Origin of the sequence: Xenorhabdus poinarii G6, from assembly GCF_000968175.1 — a bacterium.
Taxonomy (GTDB): Bacteria; Pseudomonadota; Gammaproteobacteria; order Enterobacterales; family Enterobacteriaceae; genus Xenorhabdus; species Xenorhabdus poinarii.
The window spans coordinates 3,234,104-3,249,690 of record NZ_FO704551.1; the positions used below are offsets into that span (position 1 = coordinate 3,234,104).

Genomic DNA, 15,587 nt, shown 5'->3' on the forward strand with positions numbered 1-15,587 from the left:
AGCTCAGTCATACCGAACTGGCTACTGTTGATTGAGTATCCCTATTGACCGGCGATACTCATTTCCGGCAACAATACCGAACCACACTGAATATTACTGCGCGTTTCAATATCATTACCGATTGTCACCATATTTGCCCACATCTCTTTCAAATTGCCTGCAATGGTGATCTCACTGACTGGGTACTGTATTTCCCCCTTCTCGACCCAAAAACCGGATGCACCACGTGAATAATCCCCGGTCACTGCGCTAACGCCCTGTCCCATCAACTCGGTGACAATCAGCCCTGTTCCCATCTCACGTAACAAATCAGCAAAATCCAGCCCCTGACCGGCAATCTGCCAGTTATGAATACCACCCGCATGACCGGTATTCACCATTCCCAACTTACGAGCAGAATAGGAAGTCAGTAACCAAGTCTGCAAAACCCCATCTTTAACAATCTCACGTGGGGTTGTACGTACACCTTCACTGTCAAAAGGCGTAGAAGCCAATCCACGCAGCAAATGAGGCTGTTCTTTAATCGTCAACCAGGAAGGCAGGATTGGTTTGCCCAGGCTATCCAACAAGAAAGAAGATTGACGGTAAATACTGCTGCCGCTGATCGCGCCAACTAAATGGCCGAACAATCCCGTAGCCACTTCCGCAGAAAAAATAACCGGCGCTTTCATCGTTGATAATTTACGCGCACCCAAACGGGAAAGCGTGCGACGGGCACACTCCTGACCAACCCACTCAGGCGATTTTAATTCGTCAAGACGACGACTCACCGTATAGGCATAATCGCGCTCCATATTGCCATCTTGCTCAGCAATCACACAGCTCGACATCGAATGGCGGCTTGAACAGTAGCTCTGTAACATGCCATGACTATTACCAAATACCCGAATACCATAATGGCTATTGAAACTCCCCCCCTCCGTATTCGTAATCCGTTTATCTGCCTGCACGGAGGCTTGCTCAGCACGGGCAGCCAACTCAATGGATTTATCCGCATCCAGATCCGCAGGATGGAAAAGATCCAGTTCAGGGGCTTCAAAGGCCAATAATTCTTTATCTGCCGGGCCAGCATAAGGATCAGGAGAAGTATAGCGCGCAATATCAATGGCCGCCTGCACTGTACGCGCAATCGCTTCAGGGCTGAGATCCGTGGAGGACGCACTTCCTTTACGTTGCTGGTGATAAACCGTTATCCCCAATGCGCCATCGCTGTTAAACTCAACATTTTCGACTTCACTGAAACGGGTACTAACGCTAATTCCCGTGGTTTTATTGACAGCGACTTCCGCAGCATCACTGCCTGCTTTCGCTAATTCCAGAGCCTGGGCAACCGCATCTTCCAGCCTCTTCCGCTGCTCGGCGATTTGTTGATTGGTGATTATCATTAATTAACCATAATCCAATGAATTAAAAGGTAAATTTATCAGGAAAAATGCGTTCTTTCGGTTCATTGCACGAATGCCGAGTGGTAATCAGGCAATTTTCCCAGTTACAATACACAATATTAGGATGTTAACACCCACCGGACGATAGGTCATGTGCCAAAACACACCTTTATCCGGCCTTTTTAGAAGGAAAACCATTATGGCAAAGCAGCCTGAAGATTGGCTCGACAATTATCCTGCTGAAGAGGAAGAAGAAGAGATAATCTGGGTCAGTAAAAGTGAGATCAAGCGGGACGCTGAAATCCTGAAAAAGTTGGGCGCTGAACTGGTCGAACTCAGTAAAAACCAACTGGAGCGAATTCCTCTGGATGAAGATCTGCTGGCCGCCATTGAACTGGCGCAGAAAATTAAACGTGAAGGGCGTCGCCGCCAATTACAGCTCATTGGTAAATTGTTGCGTGCCCGTGATCCTGAACCCATTACCACAGCGTTAGATAAACTGAAAAATCGCCATAACCAGCAAGTGGTTATCTTACATAAACTGGAAGAGCTGCGTGATAAACTGCTTGAAAATGACGATGCCTTTGAAGAAGTGATCGCCCTATATCCACATACGGATCGCCAGCAACTTCGGACAATGGTTCGTAATGCTAAAAAGGAAAAAGCGGCGAATAAACCACCGAAATCCTACCGCCAGATTTTCCAATATTTGAAAGAGCTGTCAGAATCAGCTTAATCTTCCCTCTCCGCCATTTCGTTAAGAATTGGCGGTCATTTCCTCCCTTCCCTTTCATTATTCATCTAGATTAAGTTACGCTTTGGGTTAAATGTAATGAGAGAATGAACGAAAACAGAATTGATTGATTTTTAATCGGTCAGTTGATGAAAAAAGTCTGCCGGTGAAATCTGACTTTCCGCTCCCCGTGGATATTGTCCTTTACATAACATATTGACCCATTCAATGCCCTCTAGTACGGTCTTGACTCGTCTGAAATGCTTGAATTCCAGCATAGGGCGTGTCCGTCGTTTGACACAACGATGCTCCTGTTCATTCAGCGCGACTGTATTGGCATCGCTCTTATCGATTGTCACCACGTCAGGCCGACTGTGTTGCCTCATCGCTTTTTTAAAGAAACGCAGAGCAGCCTTCTTATCCCGATGCGCGGTTAGCAAGAAGTCCACCGTATTGCTGTCGGAATCCATTGCCCGGTGAAGATATTTCCATTGACCTTTCACCTTAATATAGGTCTCGTCCAGTTTTCAGCAACGCCCGACCGCAGACTTGTCACGTCGGTAACTTCGCTACCCGTACGCGCCTGACCGAGAACAGGGAATTCTAAGGCCTATCTTTTCAGCTCGGGTTAAAACAAGGAAATTTAATAAATTTAAATTATTTATAACTCACCATATTGATAATGAGAATTATTTGATATATTATTTTGAAAGTTAGAAATAATTATTCAGGATGAAGGTATCAGATTGTCTCAATCATTAATAACAGGATTGGTTTTGATTGCTGGGTATCACGGTGTTAATTTGGATAGTTTTTCAATAAAACATCAATTTTCTGATAAAGATGGATACTTCGGTGTAACTCAGTGGTTGCTAGCGGCGAAAGAACATTCGCTCCATGCTAAATTAGTCAAAAAATCAATTGATAGACTTAGATTTTCTCCTTTACCGGCATTAGTTATAGGTGAAAACGAATCTTCGTTTATTTTATTAAAAGCAGAAGATAATAAATATCTCATCTATGATATAAAAGGGAAAAGTAATCGTATTCTTGACAAGAATGAGTTTGATTCCATTTATTCAGGCCAGATTATCCTTATTTCTTCAAAAAAATCAGTTTCAGATAAATTGCAGCGATTTGATTTTACTTGGTTCATTCCAGTAGTTATTAAATATCGTCATATATTTACTGAGGTTTTAATATTATCCATTTTTATTCAGGTTTTTGCATTAGTAACACCGCTTTTCTTCCAAGTGGTTATGGATAAAGTTCTTGTCCATCAAAGCTATAATACTTTAGATGTTATCGCCTTCGCTTTTGTTGTGGTTGTTTTTTTTGAGGTTATTTTAACTGGATTAAGAACATATCTTTTTTCACATACAACAAATAGAATAGATATTGAATTAGGCTCAAAGCTATTAGGCCATATAATAAATCTTCCAATTCGTTATTTTGAAGTTAGGCGGATAGGAGAAACAATTGCCAGGATCAAAGAACAAGAGAATATCCGCCAGTTTTTAACGGGACAGGCGTTTACATCTATCTTAGATTTTATGTTTTCTTTTCTCTTTATTATTGTGATGTGGCATTATTGCCCTCCTTTGACATTAATTGTTTTAATTTCCTTACCAATATATATTACTCTGTCTGTAATTATTAGTCCCATCTTAAGAAAACGTTTAGATAAGCAATTTGCCAGAAATGCTGATAATCAGGCTTTCTTAGTCGAAACGGTAAGCACAGTTTCAACATTAAAATCACTGGCTGCTGAGAGGCAAATCATAAATCGCTGGCATGAATTATTGCCTGCATATATTGGTTCAGCCATGAAAGTAACCCGTTTAGCTATATTTGGGCAACAAGGTGTTCAATTAGTCCAAAAAATAGTTTCGATTTTAATTTTGTGGTTTGGTGCTCATTTAGTGATTAGTAATGAAATCACTGTTGGTCAGCTTATTGCCTTTAATATGTTAGCCTCCCAGGTCACTGCACCTATTATTCGCTTGGCTCAATTATGGCAGGATTTTCAACAAATAGGGATTTCTGTTGCTCGCTTAGGTGATATTTTAAATACCCCTACAGAGCATGCTGACAGTAGTGTAAATTTATCTTCATTGCGAGGAGATGTCACATTTGAAGATGTTTTTTTTCGCTATCAAATGGACGGAAAATGGAACATAAGTAGTTTATCTCTGGATATTAAGGCCGGCGAAATTATTGGTATAGTTGGCCGCTCCGGCTCGGGAAAAAGTACCTTAGCTAAACTTATTCAACGCTTTTATATTCCAGAAAAGGGAAGAATAATGCTTGATGAGTTGGATCTTGCATTAGCTGAACCAACTTGGTTGCGACGCCAAATTGGTGTTGTACAACAAGAAAATGTATTGCTTAATCGCACAATAAAAGAAAATATTGCACTCACTCATCCATCTGCATCTTTACAGTCTATCATTCAGGTCTGTAAACAGGCTGGTGCTCATGATTTTATTATGCAATTACCTAAAGGGTATGACACTCAAATTGGTGAGCAAGGTGTTGGATTATCTGGAGGACAAAGGCAACGCATTGCACTGGCTCGTGTTTTATTAAACAATCCCAGAATACTTATTCTTGATGAGGCAACAAGCGCACTTGATTACGAATCCGAAAAAGCCATTATGATGAATATGCCATTAATTTGTAAAAATAGAACGGTAATTATTATTGCACATAGGTTATCTACAATAAGAAATACAAACCGTATTATTGTTATGGATAAAGGGGAAGTTGTAGAGAATGGATCACATGATCAATTAATGAATATAGAAAATGGTATTTATCGAAAAATGGCTGAATTAGTATAATCTTCAATGAGGTTTTTGTGCAGATATCCGTTTGGTTTAAAGGTGTCAGTGAATTTTTCCACCGTTATAAATCGGTTTGCCTTCTTGTATGGAAGGAGCGTAATAAGCTGACACCTCCGAAGCGTTTAAAGGATGAATATACTTTTTTACCTGACCATTTGGCTTTAACTGAAACACCCGTTTCACCTTTAGCGAGATGGACTGGCCGCTGTATTATCACGTTATCTGCATTGACGATCACGTGGTCATATTTTGGTCAGATAGATATCGATGTCATTAGTCAGGGAAAAGTAATAAGCTACGGACGAAATAAAATCATTCAACCATTGGAAACAGGCCAGATAAAAGATATTTGGGTTATAGAAGGGCAATATGTCCATAAAGGTGATGCTTTAGTCGCAATAGATGTTTTAGGGGCTGAAGAACAACATCAGCAGAATGTATTAGCCCTCAATACTGCATTAATTAACTATCAAATAGGCAATTCAGTATTGACATCGATTTCTGCGCAAAAAAAGGAACTGGAATGGAGTTCTTTATTACCCCATGATAATAAAGAAGAAATACTTTCAATTATTAATTCAATAGAAGATGAACAAAATCAACAAGGCTGGAATATGGCCTATTCTCTATACCAAACATGGATGAATAAAAACAAGCAGTTGATAGAGAAGAGACATCAGTATCAACTAGAGTCTAAATCTGTACAAGAAGAGATTGTATCTTTGAGTAATTCTATTCAACTTGAATTACAAAGAACGGTATCTTATGATAAATTGTATAAACAAAATTATTTATCACGCCACGAATGGCTAAATCAAAGAGATAAACTTTCCAGATTAAAACACCAGCATGAAATTAATAAAAATAGGCATCTTGAACTGGCACATAAAATAAATGAAGTTGAGCGTGAAAAAGAAATTAACACCCAAACAGTGTTAAAAGATGCGAATGAAATGAAAAGGAATGCACATAATGATATTCAGCGATTATTTATTGAGTCTAAAGTGTCAAAAAAAAGAACTCAAACAACTATATTATATAGTCCTGTTGATGGAAGAGTCCAGCAATTAGCTTTCCATACTATTAATGGAGTAGTACCGGCTACCCAAGCAATGATGGTTATTGTACCTGACGAGTCACCACAGGAAATTGAAGTCAGGATCGCAAACAAGGATATGGGTTTTATTCATGAGGGACAATCAGTTGTCATAAAAGTGGATTCTTTTCCCTATACCCGATATGGCTATTTGACTGGCCAGATTAAAAATGTCAGTTATGATTCAGTAGAAGATAAAGAACAAGGTTTTATTTTTCCAGCTATTGTTAGCCTTGATAGTAATAAAATTAAAATTGATGAAGAATTTGTTACATTGAAAGCGGGTATGACGGTGACTGCTGAAATAAAAACAGGAAAACGCAGAGTTATAGACTATATAATCAGCCCATTAAAAACCAAGATGGAAGAAAGTTTTTGGGAAAGATAAAAACAATCCGAGGTGATAGCATGAGAAAAAAGTTTAGTATAATCATACTCCCTATAATTACGTTATTAACTTCCTGCGTTGATAACATAAATTATAAAAACCTTAATGAAGATGAGCTAATCAGAACAGCTGTCAAATTAGATCATGAAGATGAAAATTATCATGAGGCATTTAAGTATTATTTATTAGCGGCAGAAAAAGGCAATGCTGTTGCATTAAATAATCTTGGCTATCTATATGAACAGGGGCTGGGAGTAAAGCAAAATTATACAAAAGCCTTAGATTATTATAACAAAGCGATTAGGTCAGAAAATCCTAAAACGGCTTTACATAATTTATCTAGATTATATTTAGATGGACTAGGAGTAGAAAAAAACAAAGAAAAGGCCCTGGAATTACTTAAAAAATCGGCTGACTTAGGAAATAATCAGGCAATGAGTGATTTGTATTGGTTAACAAATCCAAAATCAAAAAATGAATATAATTAGGAGATAACAGTATGGAAAAAATAATAAATGATTCTGTTAGTGGCGCTGCTTACGATCAAAACTTCATCACTGTGCATGTTGCGAAACCGGGAACAAAGTTAAAAAATCCTGATAATACAACGGGTATATCACGAACAGGTCATGTTTGGATGACGATAGAAAGAGGTAAATATCAAGAATCGACGGATATTGGCTGGTCAACAGGAAGTTCTTTACAAAAGGGTGGATATGATAATGTTAGTTTAAATGATAGCGTTATATATGATAAGAAAACGGTAAAAAGTTATACCGTACAAATACCAGGGGAAAGTAGAGAAAAATTAATGGACTTTATTAATCAAGCTCCTTTAGGGAAAATACCTGGATTTTCTCCGAACTATAATCTTTTCACTAACAATTGCGTGCATTTCGTCAGGAAGGCTCTAAATTACGCTAATGCGAATATAGGCGGATTTTTGTTACCTCACTTTACTCCTAGTAGCAATTATGAAAATATTGCTGAAATGATAGGGGAAAATTATAAAAATGCAGACACTTGGGGTGAAAAATGGAAAGAGAAAAACTATACAGTTCTGCCGCATTCTCCATTAATTGTTGATTTAAATGGAGATGGAGTGATCACCATACCTGAAGGCGATGTATATTTTGATATAAATAACGATGGAGAAAGTGAATCTATTGGTTGGGTCGATAAAAATGATGGGCTTTTAGTTTATGACAATAATAATGATGGAAAAATAGTGTCTGGCAGCCAACTTTTTGGTAACTATAGCATTATTAAGGGTAAAAAAGATTTTACAAATGGATTCGAAGCGTTATCAGAATTGGATTCTAATAATGATCTTATTATATCAAAAGATGATAAAGAATGGGATAGATTAAAAGTATGGAAGGATGAAAATAGTAACGCTATTGTCGATGAAAATGAATTAGTCGGTTTATCTGATATAGGAATTAAGGAAATAAATTTAACGTACAGAGATGAAGCATATGTAGATCAGGCAGGTAATGCACATAAAGAGACCTCATTTGTTACATGGGATAATGGTGAGATAACGGATATTGTAGATGTGTGGTTCCAATCTCACCCTAAGTTAACAAAAGAAGATGCCAGTGCATCGACACAACAAGAAATTCATAAAATGATTAATTCCATGGCTGAATTTAGTATAGAAAGTGTAAGTTCATCAATTAATCAAATAACGCCACGACAGGATACCCCGATGACGGTATTAGCAACACCGCTTGTCGGTTAGAGAAATATACTATTTTTATTTATGAAATAACCCAAATTTTGTTTAAACCGTCACTGGGAAATTTTCTTCTGAATAGAACACCTTCATTGACGGTTTTTTCCATTTAAAGCAATAATCAATTGTCATCCTCCCATTTGCATGGCGGTTAAAAGTAGAATTCAAACTATATATATAAAGTATTATCAGATTTATGAACATAGATATCGCGGTAGATAATAAACAAAATACAATAAACTTATCAAAATAAAAATATTTTTCAGTAAAAAAACGTTAATAAATGGATAACTAAAACAAATTGAAAAAGAAATCATCACTAAGGAAATTATATTTACGATAATACTAGATTTATTTGCATTAACATGTATGAAGATAATAAAACTAATAAAAGATAGCCAAATAGAAGAAAATGAAAAAGAAAGAAATGACATAGATAATCCTTACGAATGTATTTTACACATAATACACGTTGATATTTTTTTGTACAAAAAAATAATAACTTCTTAATTTACCCTAATTCTGGATAAGAAATTGACGTAAAGCCTAACATTGGCCGTATCCGACGTTTGACATGGCGATGGTCTTGCTCAATGCGGTTATTCAGGTATTTATTTTGCCGGATTTCAATCCCCTGCTGAGGCGATCCTTCCGCATTGAGGAGGGTGAGCGCGGCAGTATTGGCCCCACTTTTATCGATAGTCACGACGGCGGGTCTGCCGTGCTGGCATATCGCTTTACGGAAAAAACGCCGGGCTGCCGTTGCATCGCGGCAAGCGGTCAGCAGGAAGTCAATCGTCTGACCATCGGTATCGACCGCCCGGTAAAGGTATTTCCACTGGCCTTTGACTTTAATGTACGTTTCATCCATTCGCCACCGGGAACCAACGGGCTTTTTGCGAGGTCAGAAAGCCTTGCCGAACAGGGGCACCAAACGTAACACCCAGCGAGGTATCGTAACATGGTCGACCCCAATGCCGCGCTCTGCCATCATCTCTTCGAGATTTCGCAGACTCAAGGCATAAGCGAGGTACCAACGAACACATTGGGCCATGATATCGACTGGATAATGCAGACGTTTGAACGCTTTTCGGATAAGGGACATCGCTCTGGACTCGCTCAAAAACAGGGGAGCTTACCTGATGGCCACTTAATGCGACAGAACCACTTGGCTTCCCGCGAAAAGCGAGAAGCCAAGAAAGAGTTAAGCCGTTCCACCTACAGTCAGGTTATCGACTTTCAGTGTGGGTTGTCCAACACCGACAGGGACACTTTGCCCTTCTTTACCGCAGACACCGACACCTTTGTCGAGAGCCAAGTCATTGCCAACCATTGAGATTTGCTGCATCGCCTCAATACCAGAACCAATCAGGGTAGCCCCTTTGACCGGTTTTGTAATTTTGCCGTTTTCAATCAAATAGGCTTCCGAGGTTGAGAAAACAAATTTACCGGAAGTGATATCCACCTGACCACCACCAAAATTGGGGGCATACAGGCCATTCTCAACACTGGCAATAATTTCGTCCGGTGTCGCATTTCCTTGCAACAGGTAAGTGTTAGTCATACGTGGCATTGGCAAATGCGCATAAGATTCACGACGGCCGTTACCTGTCGGAGCAACGCCCATCAGGCGGGCATTGAGTTTATCCTGCATGTAGCCTTTCAAGATGCCATTTTCAATCAATACATTGTATTGTCCTGGCACCCCTTCATCATCCACAGACAGTGAACCACGTCGCCCTTCCATCGTGCCATCGTCAACGACAGTACACAGTTCTGAAGCCACTTTTTGCCCAATCCGGCCAGAGAAGACAGACGTTCCACGACGATTGAAATCCCCTTCCAGACCATGCCCTACTGCTTCATGCAGCAGAACCCCCGGCCATCCTGCCCCCAATACGACGGGCATTGTGCCCGCCGGTGCTGCAACAGCGGACAAATTGATCAAGGCCATGCGCACCGCTTCACGAGCAAACTGTTCTGCCCGTGTTTGTCCCTCTTCAGTGCGTAAGAAGTATTCATAACCATAACGCGCCCCGCCACCACTGCCACCACGCTCACGCTTACCGGCATCTTCCACTAACACACTGACAGAAAGACGCACTAATGGACGGATATCTGCTGCCAATGTGCCATCGGTTGCCGCAACCAGCATTTGCTCATAAACACCGGTTAGGCTGGCATTGACCTCTTTCACCCGGGGATCTTCCGCTCGTGCAATTTGATCAACCCGATGCAACAACGCAATTTTATCTTCCCGGCTCATGCTCTGTAACGGATTCACGGTCGGATAAAGGGCTTTATATGCCACCGCCCCTAATGTATGGGCAGTGCCATTCCCGGTTTCCCGTACAATGCTGCGAGCGGCCTGAGCACTTTGCTGTAACGCATCCAATGTAATTTGATCGGCATAGGCAAAACCGGTTTTCTCGCCACTGATAGCGCGAATTCCCACACCTTGATCAATGTTATAAGAGCCATCTTTGATGATTCTGTCTTCTAATACCCATGTTTCATGGTAGCTGGATTGGAAATAGAGATCCGCGTAGTCCAGACGACGTTCCGATAATTGACTCAGTACAGAAAATAAGTCTTGATGACTCAAATTATTCGCCGTCAGTAAATATTCACTGACATCAGTTAAACTCATATTGATTACTCTATTATCTTAATTGGAATGCTTCTTTATCAAAGAAGTCAGTTGTGGACGGAAGCGATTGTGTTTCACCACTTTGATCTGCTCACGCATGTGAGTCAAACTCTCCTTACGGATATTAAGCAGTAATGCACTGACAGACAGAGGATTTTGTTTGATAACATCCCCCCAACCACTCACTGCCAGGGTGTGTCCCCATGTTCTGCGCGTCCCGTGGACACCAACCTGTGCCGGCGCCAAAATAAGGCACTGATTTTCAATCGCACGCGCTCTCAACAATGGCTCCCAATGCGCCTTACCCGTCAGGCGGGTGAAAGCAGAAGGGACGGAAATCAGTTCTGCCCCCTGTTCACGCAATGCCTGAAAAAGTCCCGGAAAGCGCAAATCATAACAGATAGACATCCCCAAACGACCCACTGGCGTATCAACAACGGTAATATGCTCACCACGCTGGTAAATCGTGGATTCATTGTAAGCGCCGTGTTCGTCATTGATATTGACATCAAACATGTGAATTTTATCGTAACGCGCTCGGATCTCGCCCTGATCATCAAACAACAGGCTACTGCTCGTGATACGTGTTGGATCTTCCCGGCTGACCAGCGGCATCGAGCCAATCAATAGCCAAACACCGTACCGCTGCGCCATTTCGCTCACAGCCTGTTGCAACGGCCCGCGGCCTTGAGTTTCGGCATATTCACGATAAATATCAGCGTCAGCGAACAACAGCGCAAGTTCAGGTGTCAGAACCAGTTTTACTGTTTCTGGTAATTGCTTAATTTGTTGTTCAATTTGCGCCAAATTGTGTTTAACGTTGGTACCACTGCATAATTGTAAAAGTGCAACATTGACATTTTTCATGGCTCTTTATCCCCCTTAAGCTGACGTAAAACTTCATCAATTTTAGGCTGTTCGAGGCTGCCGGTTAACCGATAGCGAATGAGCGATATTTTACTCCAGAGAGGGCTCAGTACTTTTGTCGCAGCAAAAACGGCAGCGCCAACCACCGGGTTGACCGCAAAGGCCGTCGCGACGCTCACTGTAGCCGAAATGTCCGGCGTAATCACCACATCCATATTGAGCTTACGATGAACTAAATCTGTCTGCCCTGTCGCATTAATATCCGCAGCCAATCCATCAATGAGAAAGTTATTGGTATACATAACCCCATTTTTTATGGTTGCATTACCACTTATGGAATCAAAATTGAAATCATTACTGAATGTGTCACTGAAATCCAATTGTAATTTACGCAACAATGCATCAAAACTGATGAATCTTAATAATTGCCCTGCGCTGCCACCACCTAATTTAGCGATAGCCCCTCTTTCCATTTTTCCGCTCAGCGTTCCATTTAACGTCTTGAGATCAAGCTGCCATGGCACGTTTTGCCATTTCAAATCGAAATCAAATTTAAAAGGTGCATCAACAATCGGCACGATAAATCCCAGGTAAGCGGCCATATCATCGAACTGATTTCCCGCTAACGTCCCGGTGATATGGCTATTGTTTCCAATATCATTTTCATACCAGCGACCGGCTAATGCCAGCTTGCCGGCACGGTTCTCCAGTTGCCCATGCGTCAAGACCAAAGCGTCACCTTCGGGCATGATCGAACCGGATACTTTGCCCAGTTTTAGGCCAGCCACCCAACACTCTGTACACTGAACATCCAATGCCGGCCATTTGTTCAAAGAATAATGTGGCACAGAGGCTTTGTCCGACGATAAATGATTACTATCACGCGACGGCGCTGCCGCAAGCCGGGGGTCATAATAAAGATAATGGATGACTGCCTGCATCGGCTTATTTTCTTGAATCAGAAGATTGCCATTAATCTCCTGCCCCTGCGCGCTCACGGTTATGCTGCCATGTTGTCGAGCGACATTGAATGTCAATTGATGCCAACGCTGTCCAGCCAGATCCAGTGCAGGCAATGAAATGTCAACAATTCCCGGCCACGAAAAAACCTGATTTTCCGACGGCGCCCAACGCAGTAGCTCAAGCAACGCCAATAATTTATCACCTTCTATCGCAGGCAACTTTAATGTCAGTAACGATTTTTTCGGTAACTCAGGGAAGTGACTATTGGTGTGAAAAATTCCCCGCTGCAATCGGGTATGAGCCTCGTCCAACGCCCATTGAGTATTAAATGCGTATTGCGTGCCCACGCCCCCTTTTATCTGGAGCTGGTTCATATCGCCTTCGGCATAAAGATTCAACTTATCCCACTCCCTCAGCGAGGTTGTACTCAGGCCAGGTAGTTTACTCTTTAAATGTGACAAATCGGCTTTAACGGCAACACGATATTTCACATCATGATTTGCAGCTGAATCACCAGAAGGTAGGGTAATATTCACATCCCCCCGCCAATTCAGCGTGCCAGATAAGTGGTTGCTCATTTCGACAGGAAGCATCGGGAGTGTCTTCGCCGCCCAACGTGAATCCAGCTTCACATTAACCTGATAATGCTTTGGCAACGCTTGAGTCGAAAATTGCAGGGACAACGGGTGTCCTAACCAGTTAGCGGATAATGCTTCACTTTTTAAGTTTCCATTGTCAAAGCGAAATTTCCCATTGAGATGTTCCATTTTACTCTTCAATGGCTTGATGAAGAGATGCGTATCCTTCAGCACCACGTCTCCACGCGCGGCAACGTTTCCCTGCTTCAGAGGAATGTCCAAATGAAGATGACCACCCACCCGGCCATCAAGCTGCAAACTGTTCAGTGCATTGCCAATCGAGTTCACCATCGGACTTTGATTGAAATACTCATGGAAATGCTTCCCTTCTCCAGAGAGTTCAGCATCAATAAATAGCTTATGCTTGTCATAATCCGCAATAACCGCCGAAACCTGTCTGGCCGCCACTTTCCCTAAATGGGCGTTCTGAGCCTGCATCCACAATCCGTTGTTCTGGAAATTCAGATCAATATCCAAATCAAACAGCGCCGGCCAATCGGGTTGGTATTGAAAGGTGGCATGGCGCAGAGGAACAAGTACCTGAAATTGCCCCTCATTCTGTTTAAACGGGAAATCATGGGGATCACCATGAAAAATGAAGCTGGCATTATCCACGCTTCCCTTAATCAAGGCAGCGGTTAAATAGTCGGTCAGCGCTTCCCCCATCAGCGATTTGGGGAAATAGCGCCATGATTCGCCAATGTCGTTAACACGGATGCCTGCTAACATCGCCAGCACCGGCGGTTTATCATGGGGTTTCAGATAGCGGAAATTCCCATTAAGCCATAGCGATTTTGCCTGTAAATCCAACCCCTGACCCGATATTGCCAGGCCATCGTGCTCCTTTTTCCAGACAATCTTCCCTTCGCTACTGGCAATCTCAAGCGGTGCCTGAAACCTAGCGCCATCATCAATGACACTGTTTTTCAAACCAAACTGAAGCGTTCCCCCCTGTACATTCCCCGCTAACATGCCACTGAAATGGTTGATGGCAGGCAATTCTTTCCAATGTAACCAACTGACATCCCGCCAGTTCAGGCGAATTCCCATCTCGTCGGGAAACGCGGGGGTAATATCGAGGGCAAAACGGTCAATAACCCCTTTCGGCTGGCGGCGCTGCCAATCCTTGACAACATCAGATGTCACAAAGGAGAGCATCGGTAAGATCCCATTCAAGTATTCAAGCTGGATATTATCGGCACGGATACGCCAGTGATCCTGCCCCTGATATTTGGATGCTTGCTTAAGATAGAGTGTCGAAAGCTTCCCCCCAGGCCACGGTTGCCCGTTCGTTTTCAGGCTTGCCAGATCCGGGATAGCAAACAACCAGCCTTCACCCTGGCGGCGCATTTGTAAAAGAAAATCATTCACTGCGAGCTGATGTTTTTCATTGCCGACATGCCAATTGACGCCACCGTGTTTTAGCTGCACGTGTCCGCTATCAATGCGCCCTTCTTTCAGGGTAACCCAGCTCGCTAAACTAAAATGAGCCTTATCCAACCCGGTGTTATCCCTCAGCCAGCGGCTTAACCATGGGCGCATATCCATCTCATCAGCCTGCAAATAAACCGTGCCATTATCCAGCACGCCATTGATATCTTTCAGGTCAAACTTCACCTGAACAATCCCTTCTTGCCCATTAATGGAAGAGAGATTTACGCTGCCTTGTGCCCGATGGCGGTTATCTTTGTTTAACCATGTGAATTGTGGCAATAACAGATCAACTTTTTCCCCCGAGGGTGCCAAAAAGGTTAAGCGACTGTCATACAGGTCAAAATGGTTGAATTGCTCAAGAAACAGGGTAGAGAGTCTGTCTGGTTTAGATAGCCTGTTTTCAGCCTGTTGCCCGAACAATGTCTTATCGTAATTGATTTGAAGCTGATAAAAAGACAAATCACGAAAATACCAGCGCCGCTGTAAAAGTGAACGCCAGATATCCAAAGAAAGCCGGATTTTTTTGGCATGAATCTCGACATTTTCCGCTTTTGCACTGATATCGTGGAGTTCGAGGCTAGGGCCAAAGGATTCCCAACGGCCGTTGATATACCCCATATTGACAGGGGTATTCGTCACGTCAGCAATTTTTTCGACTAATTGCTGACGATATTCATCGATATGTGGCAGGAAAAAACGCAGCCCACTGACAATCAAAGCCACAATGATAATGATTATTGCGGCTGTCGCTAATAAGATCCCCGGCAGTCGCCTCACATCGTTCTCCTTGGTTGTCAGCGCGGTTGCTCTGCAAGCCAGCTTTACACAGCCAGACCCAGATTGATAAAC

Annotated in this window: 9 protein-coding genes and 2 pseudogenes; 5 read left to right on the forward strand and 6 right to left on the reverse strand. The window is 42.2% G+C overall.

What is annotated here, in order from left to right; all coding sequences use genetic code 11:
* Positions 1–41: 41 nt before the first annotated feature.
* Positions 42–1,385: a metalloprotease PmbA gene (gene pmbA, locus XPG1_RS14955; RefSeq protein ID WP_045959823.1), complete on the reverse strand. Its 1,344-nt coding sequence runs from the start codon at positions 1,383–1,385 to the stop codon at positions 42–44.
* A gap of 199 nt (positions 1,386–1,584) precedes the next feature.
* Here pmbA and yjgA point away from each other — a divergent pair, with 199 nt between their 5' ends.
* Complete coding sequence (gene yjgA / locus XPG1_RS14960; protein WP_045959826.1) at positions 1,585–2,121, forward strand: ribosome biogenesis factor YjgA; 537 nt, start codon at positions 1,585–1,587, stop codon at positions 2,119–2,121.
* Positions 2,122–2,252: 131 nt separating this feature from the next.
* Here the strand turns inward: yjgA and XPG1_RS14965 are convergent.
* A pseudogene (locus XPG1_RS14965) lies at positions 2,253–2,681 on the reverse strand (IS6 family transposase); the annotation flags it as partial.
* 183 nt (positions 2,682–2,864) lie between these two features.
* On the opposite strand from XPG1_RS14965, the gene XPG1_RS14970 reads away from it, so the two are divergent.
* The 4 genes from XPG1_RS14970 to XPG1_RS17145 are packed head-to-tail and all read left to right on the forward strand — an operon-like array spanning position 2,865 to position 8,192.
* A complete protein-coding gene (locus XPG1_RS14970) occupies positions 2,865–4,961 on the forward strand; it encodes a type I secretion system permease/ATPase (RefSeq protein ID WP_231853029.1) in 2,097 nt (698 codons plus the stop codon).
* Between the two features lie 17 nt (positions 4,962–4,978).
* Positions 4,979–6,448, forward strand: a complete 1,470-nt coding sequence (locus XPG1_RS14975; RefSeq protein WP_052708322.1) for an HlyD family type I secretion periplasmic adaptor subunit — start codon at positions 4,979–4,981, stop codon at positions 6,446–6,448.
* A gap of 20 nt (positions 6,449–6,468) precedes the next feature.
* Positions 6,469–6,936 (forward strand): tetratricopeptide repeat protein, encoded by a 468-nt coding sequence (locus XPG1_RS14980; RefSeq protein WP_052708323.1) that lies wholly within the window; start codon positions 6,469–6,471, stop codon positions 6,934–6,936.
* An 11-nt stretch (positions 6,937–6,947) separates the two neighbouring features.
* A complete protein-coding gene (locus XPG1_RS17145; protein ID WP_052708324.1) occupies positions 6,948–8,192 on the forward strand; it encodes an SPM autocatalytic domain-containing protein in 1,245 nt (414 codons plus the stop codon).
* A 529-nt stretch (positions 8,193–8,721) separates the two neighbouring features.
* On the opposite strand, the pseudogene XPG1_RS14990 reads toward XPG1_RS17145, so the two are convergent.
* From XPG1_RS14990 to yhdP, 4 genes and pseudogenes are all read right to left on the reverse strand, one after another.
* A pseudogene (locus XPG1_RS14990) lies at positions 8,722–9,291 on the reverse strand (IS6 family transposase); the annotation flags it as partial.
* Positions 9,292–9,390: 99 nt separating this feature from the next.
* Complete coding sequence (tldD, locus tag XPG1_RS14995; protein ID WP_045959830.1) at positions 9,391–10,836, reverse strand: metalloprotease TldD; 1,446 nt, start codon at positions 10,834–10,836, stop codon at positions 9,391–9,393.
* An 18-nt stretch (positions 10,837–10,854) separates the two neighbouring features.
* Entirely contained in the window at positions 10,855–11,703 is an 849-nt protein-coding gene (gene nit1 / locus XPG1_RS15000; protein WP_045959832.1) for a deaminated glutathione amidase, read from the reverse strand.
* Positions 11,700–15,515 (reverse strand): AsmA2 domain-containing protein YhdP, encoded by a 3,816-nt coding sequence (gene yhdP / locus XPG1_RS15005; RefSeq protein ID WP_045959834.1) that lies wholly within the window; start codon positions 15,513–15,515, stop codon positions 11,700–11,702. Before yhdP ends, nit1 begins: the two co-directional genes overlap by 4 nt.
* Positions 15,516–15,587 lie beyond the last annotated feature (72 nt).

Excerpts from the sequence above, each read along its gene's own strand:
- pmbA (WP_045959823.1), bottom strand. The coding sequence starts at position 1,385 with ATGATAATCACCAATCAACAAATCGCCGAGCAGCGGAAGAGGCTGGAA.
- yjgA (WP_045959826.1), top strand. The coding sequence starts at position 1,585 with ATGGCAAAGCAGCCTGAAGATTGGCTCGACAATTATCCTGCTGAAGAG.
- XPG1_RS14980 (WP_052708323.1), top strand. The coding sequence starts at position 6,469 with ATGAGAAAAAAGTTTAGTATAATCATACTCCCTATAATTACGTTATTA.
- XPG1_RS17145 (WP_052708324.1), top strand. The coding sequence starts at position 6,948 with ATGGAAAAAATAATAAATGATTCTGTTAGTGGCGCTGCTTACGATCAA.
- tldD (WP_045959830.1), bottom strand. The coding sequence starts at position 10,836 with ATGAGTTTAACTGATGTCAGTGAATATTTACTGACGGCGAATAATTTG.
- nit1 (WP_045959832.1), bottom strand. The coding sequence starts at position 11,703 with ATGAAAAATGTCAATGTTGCACTTTTACAATTATGCAGTGGTACCAAC.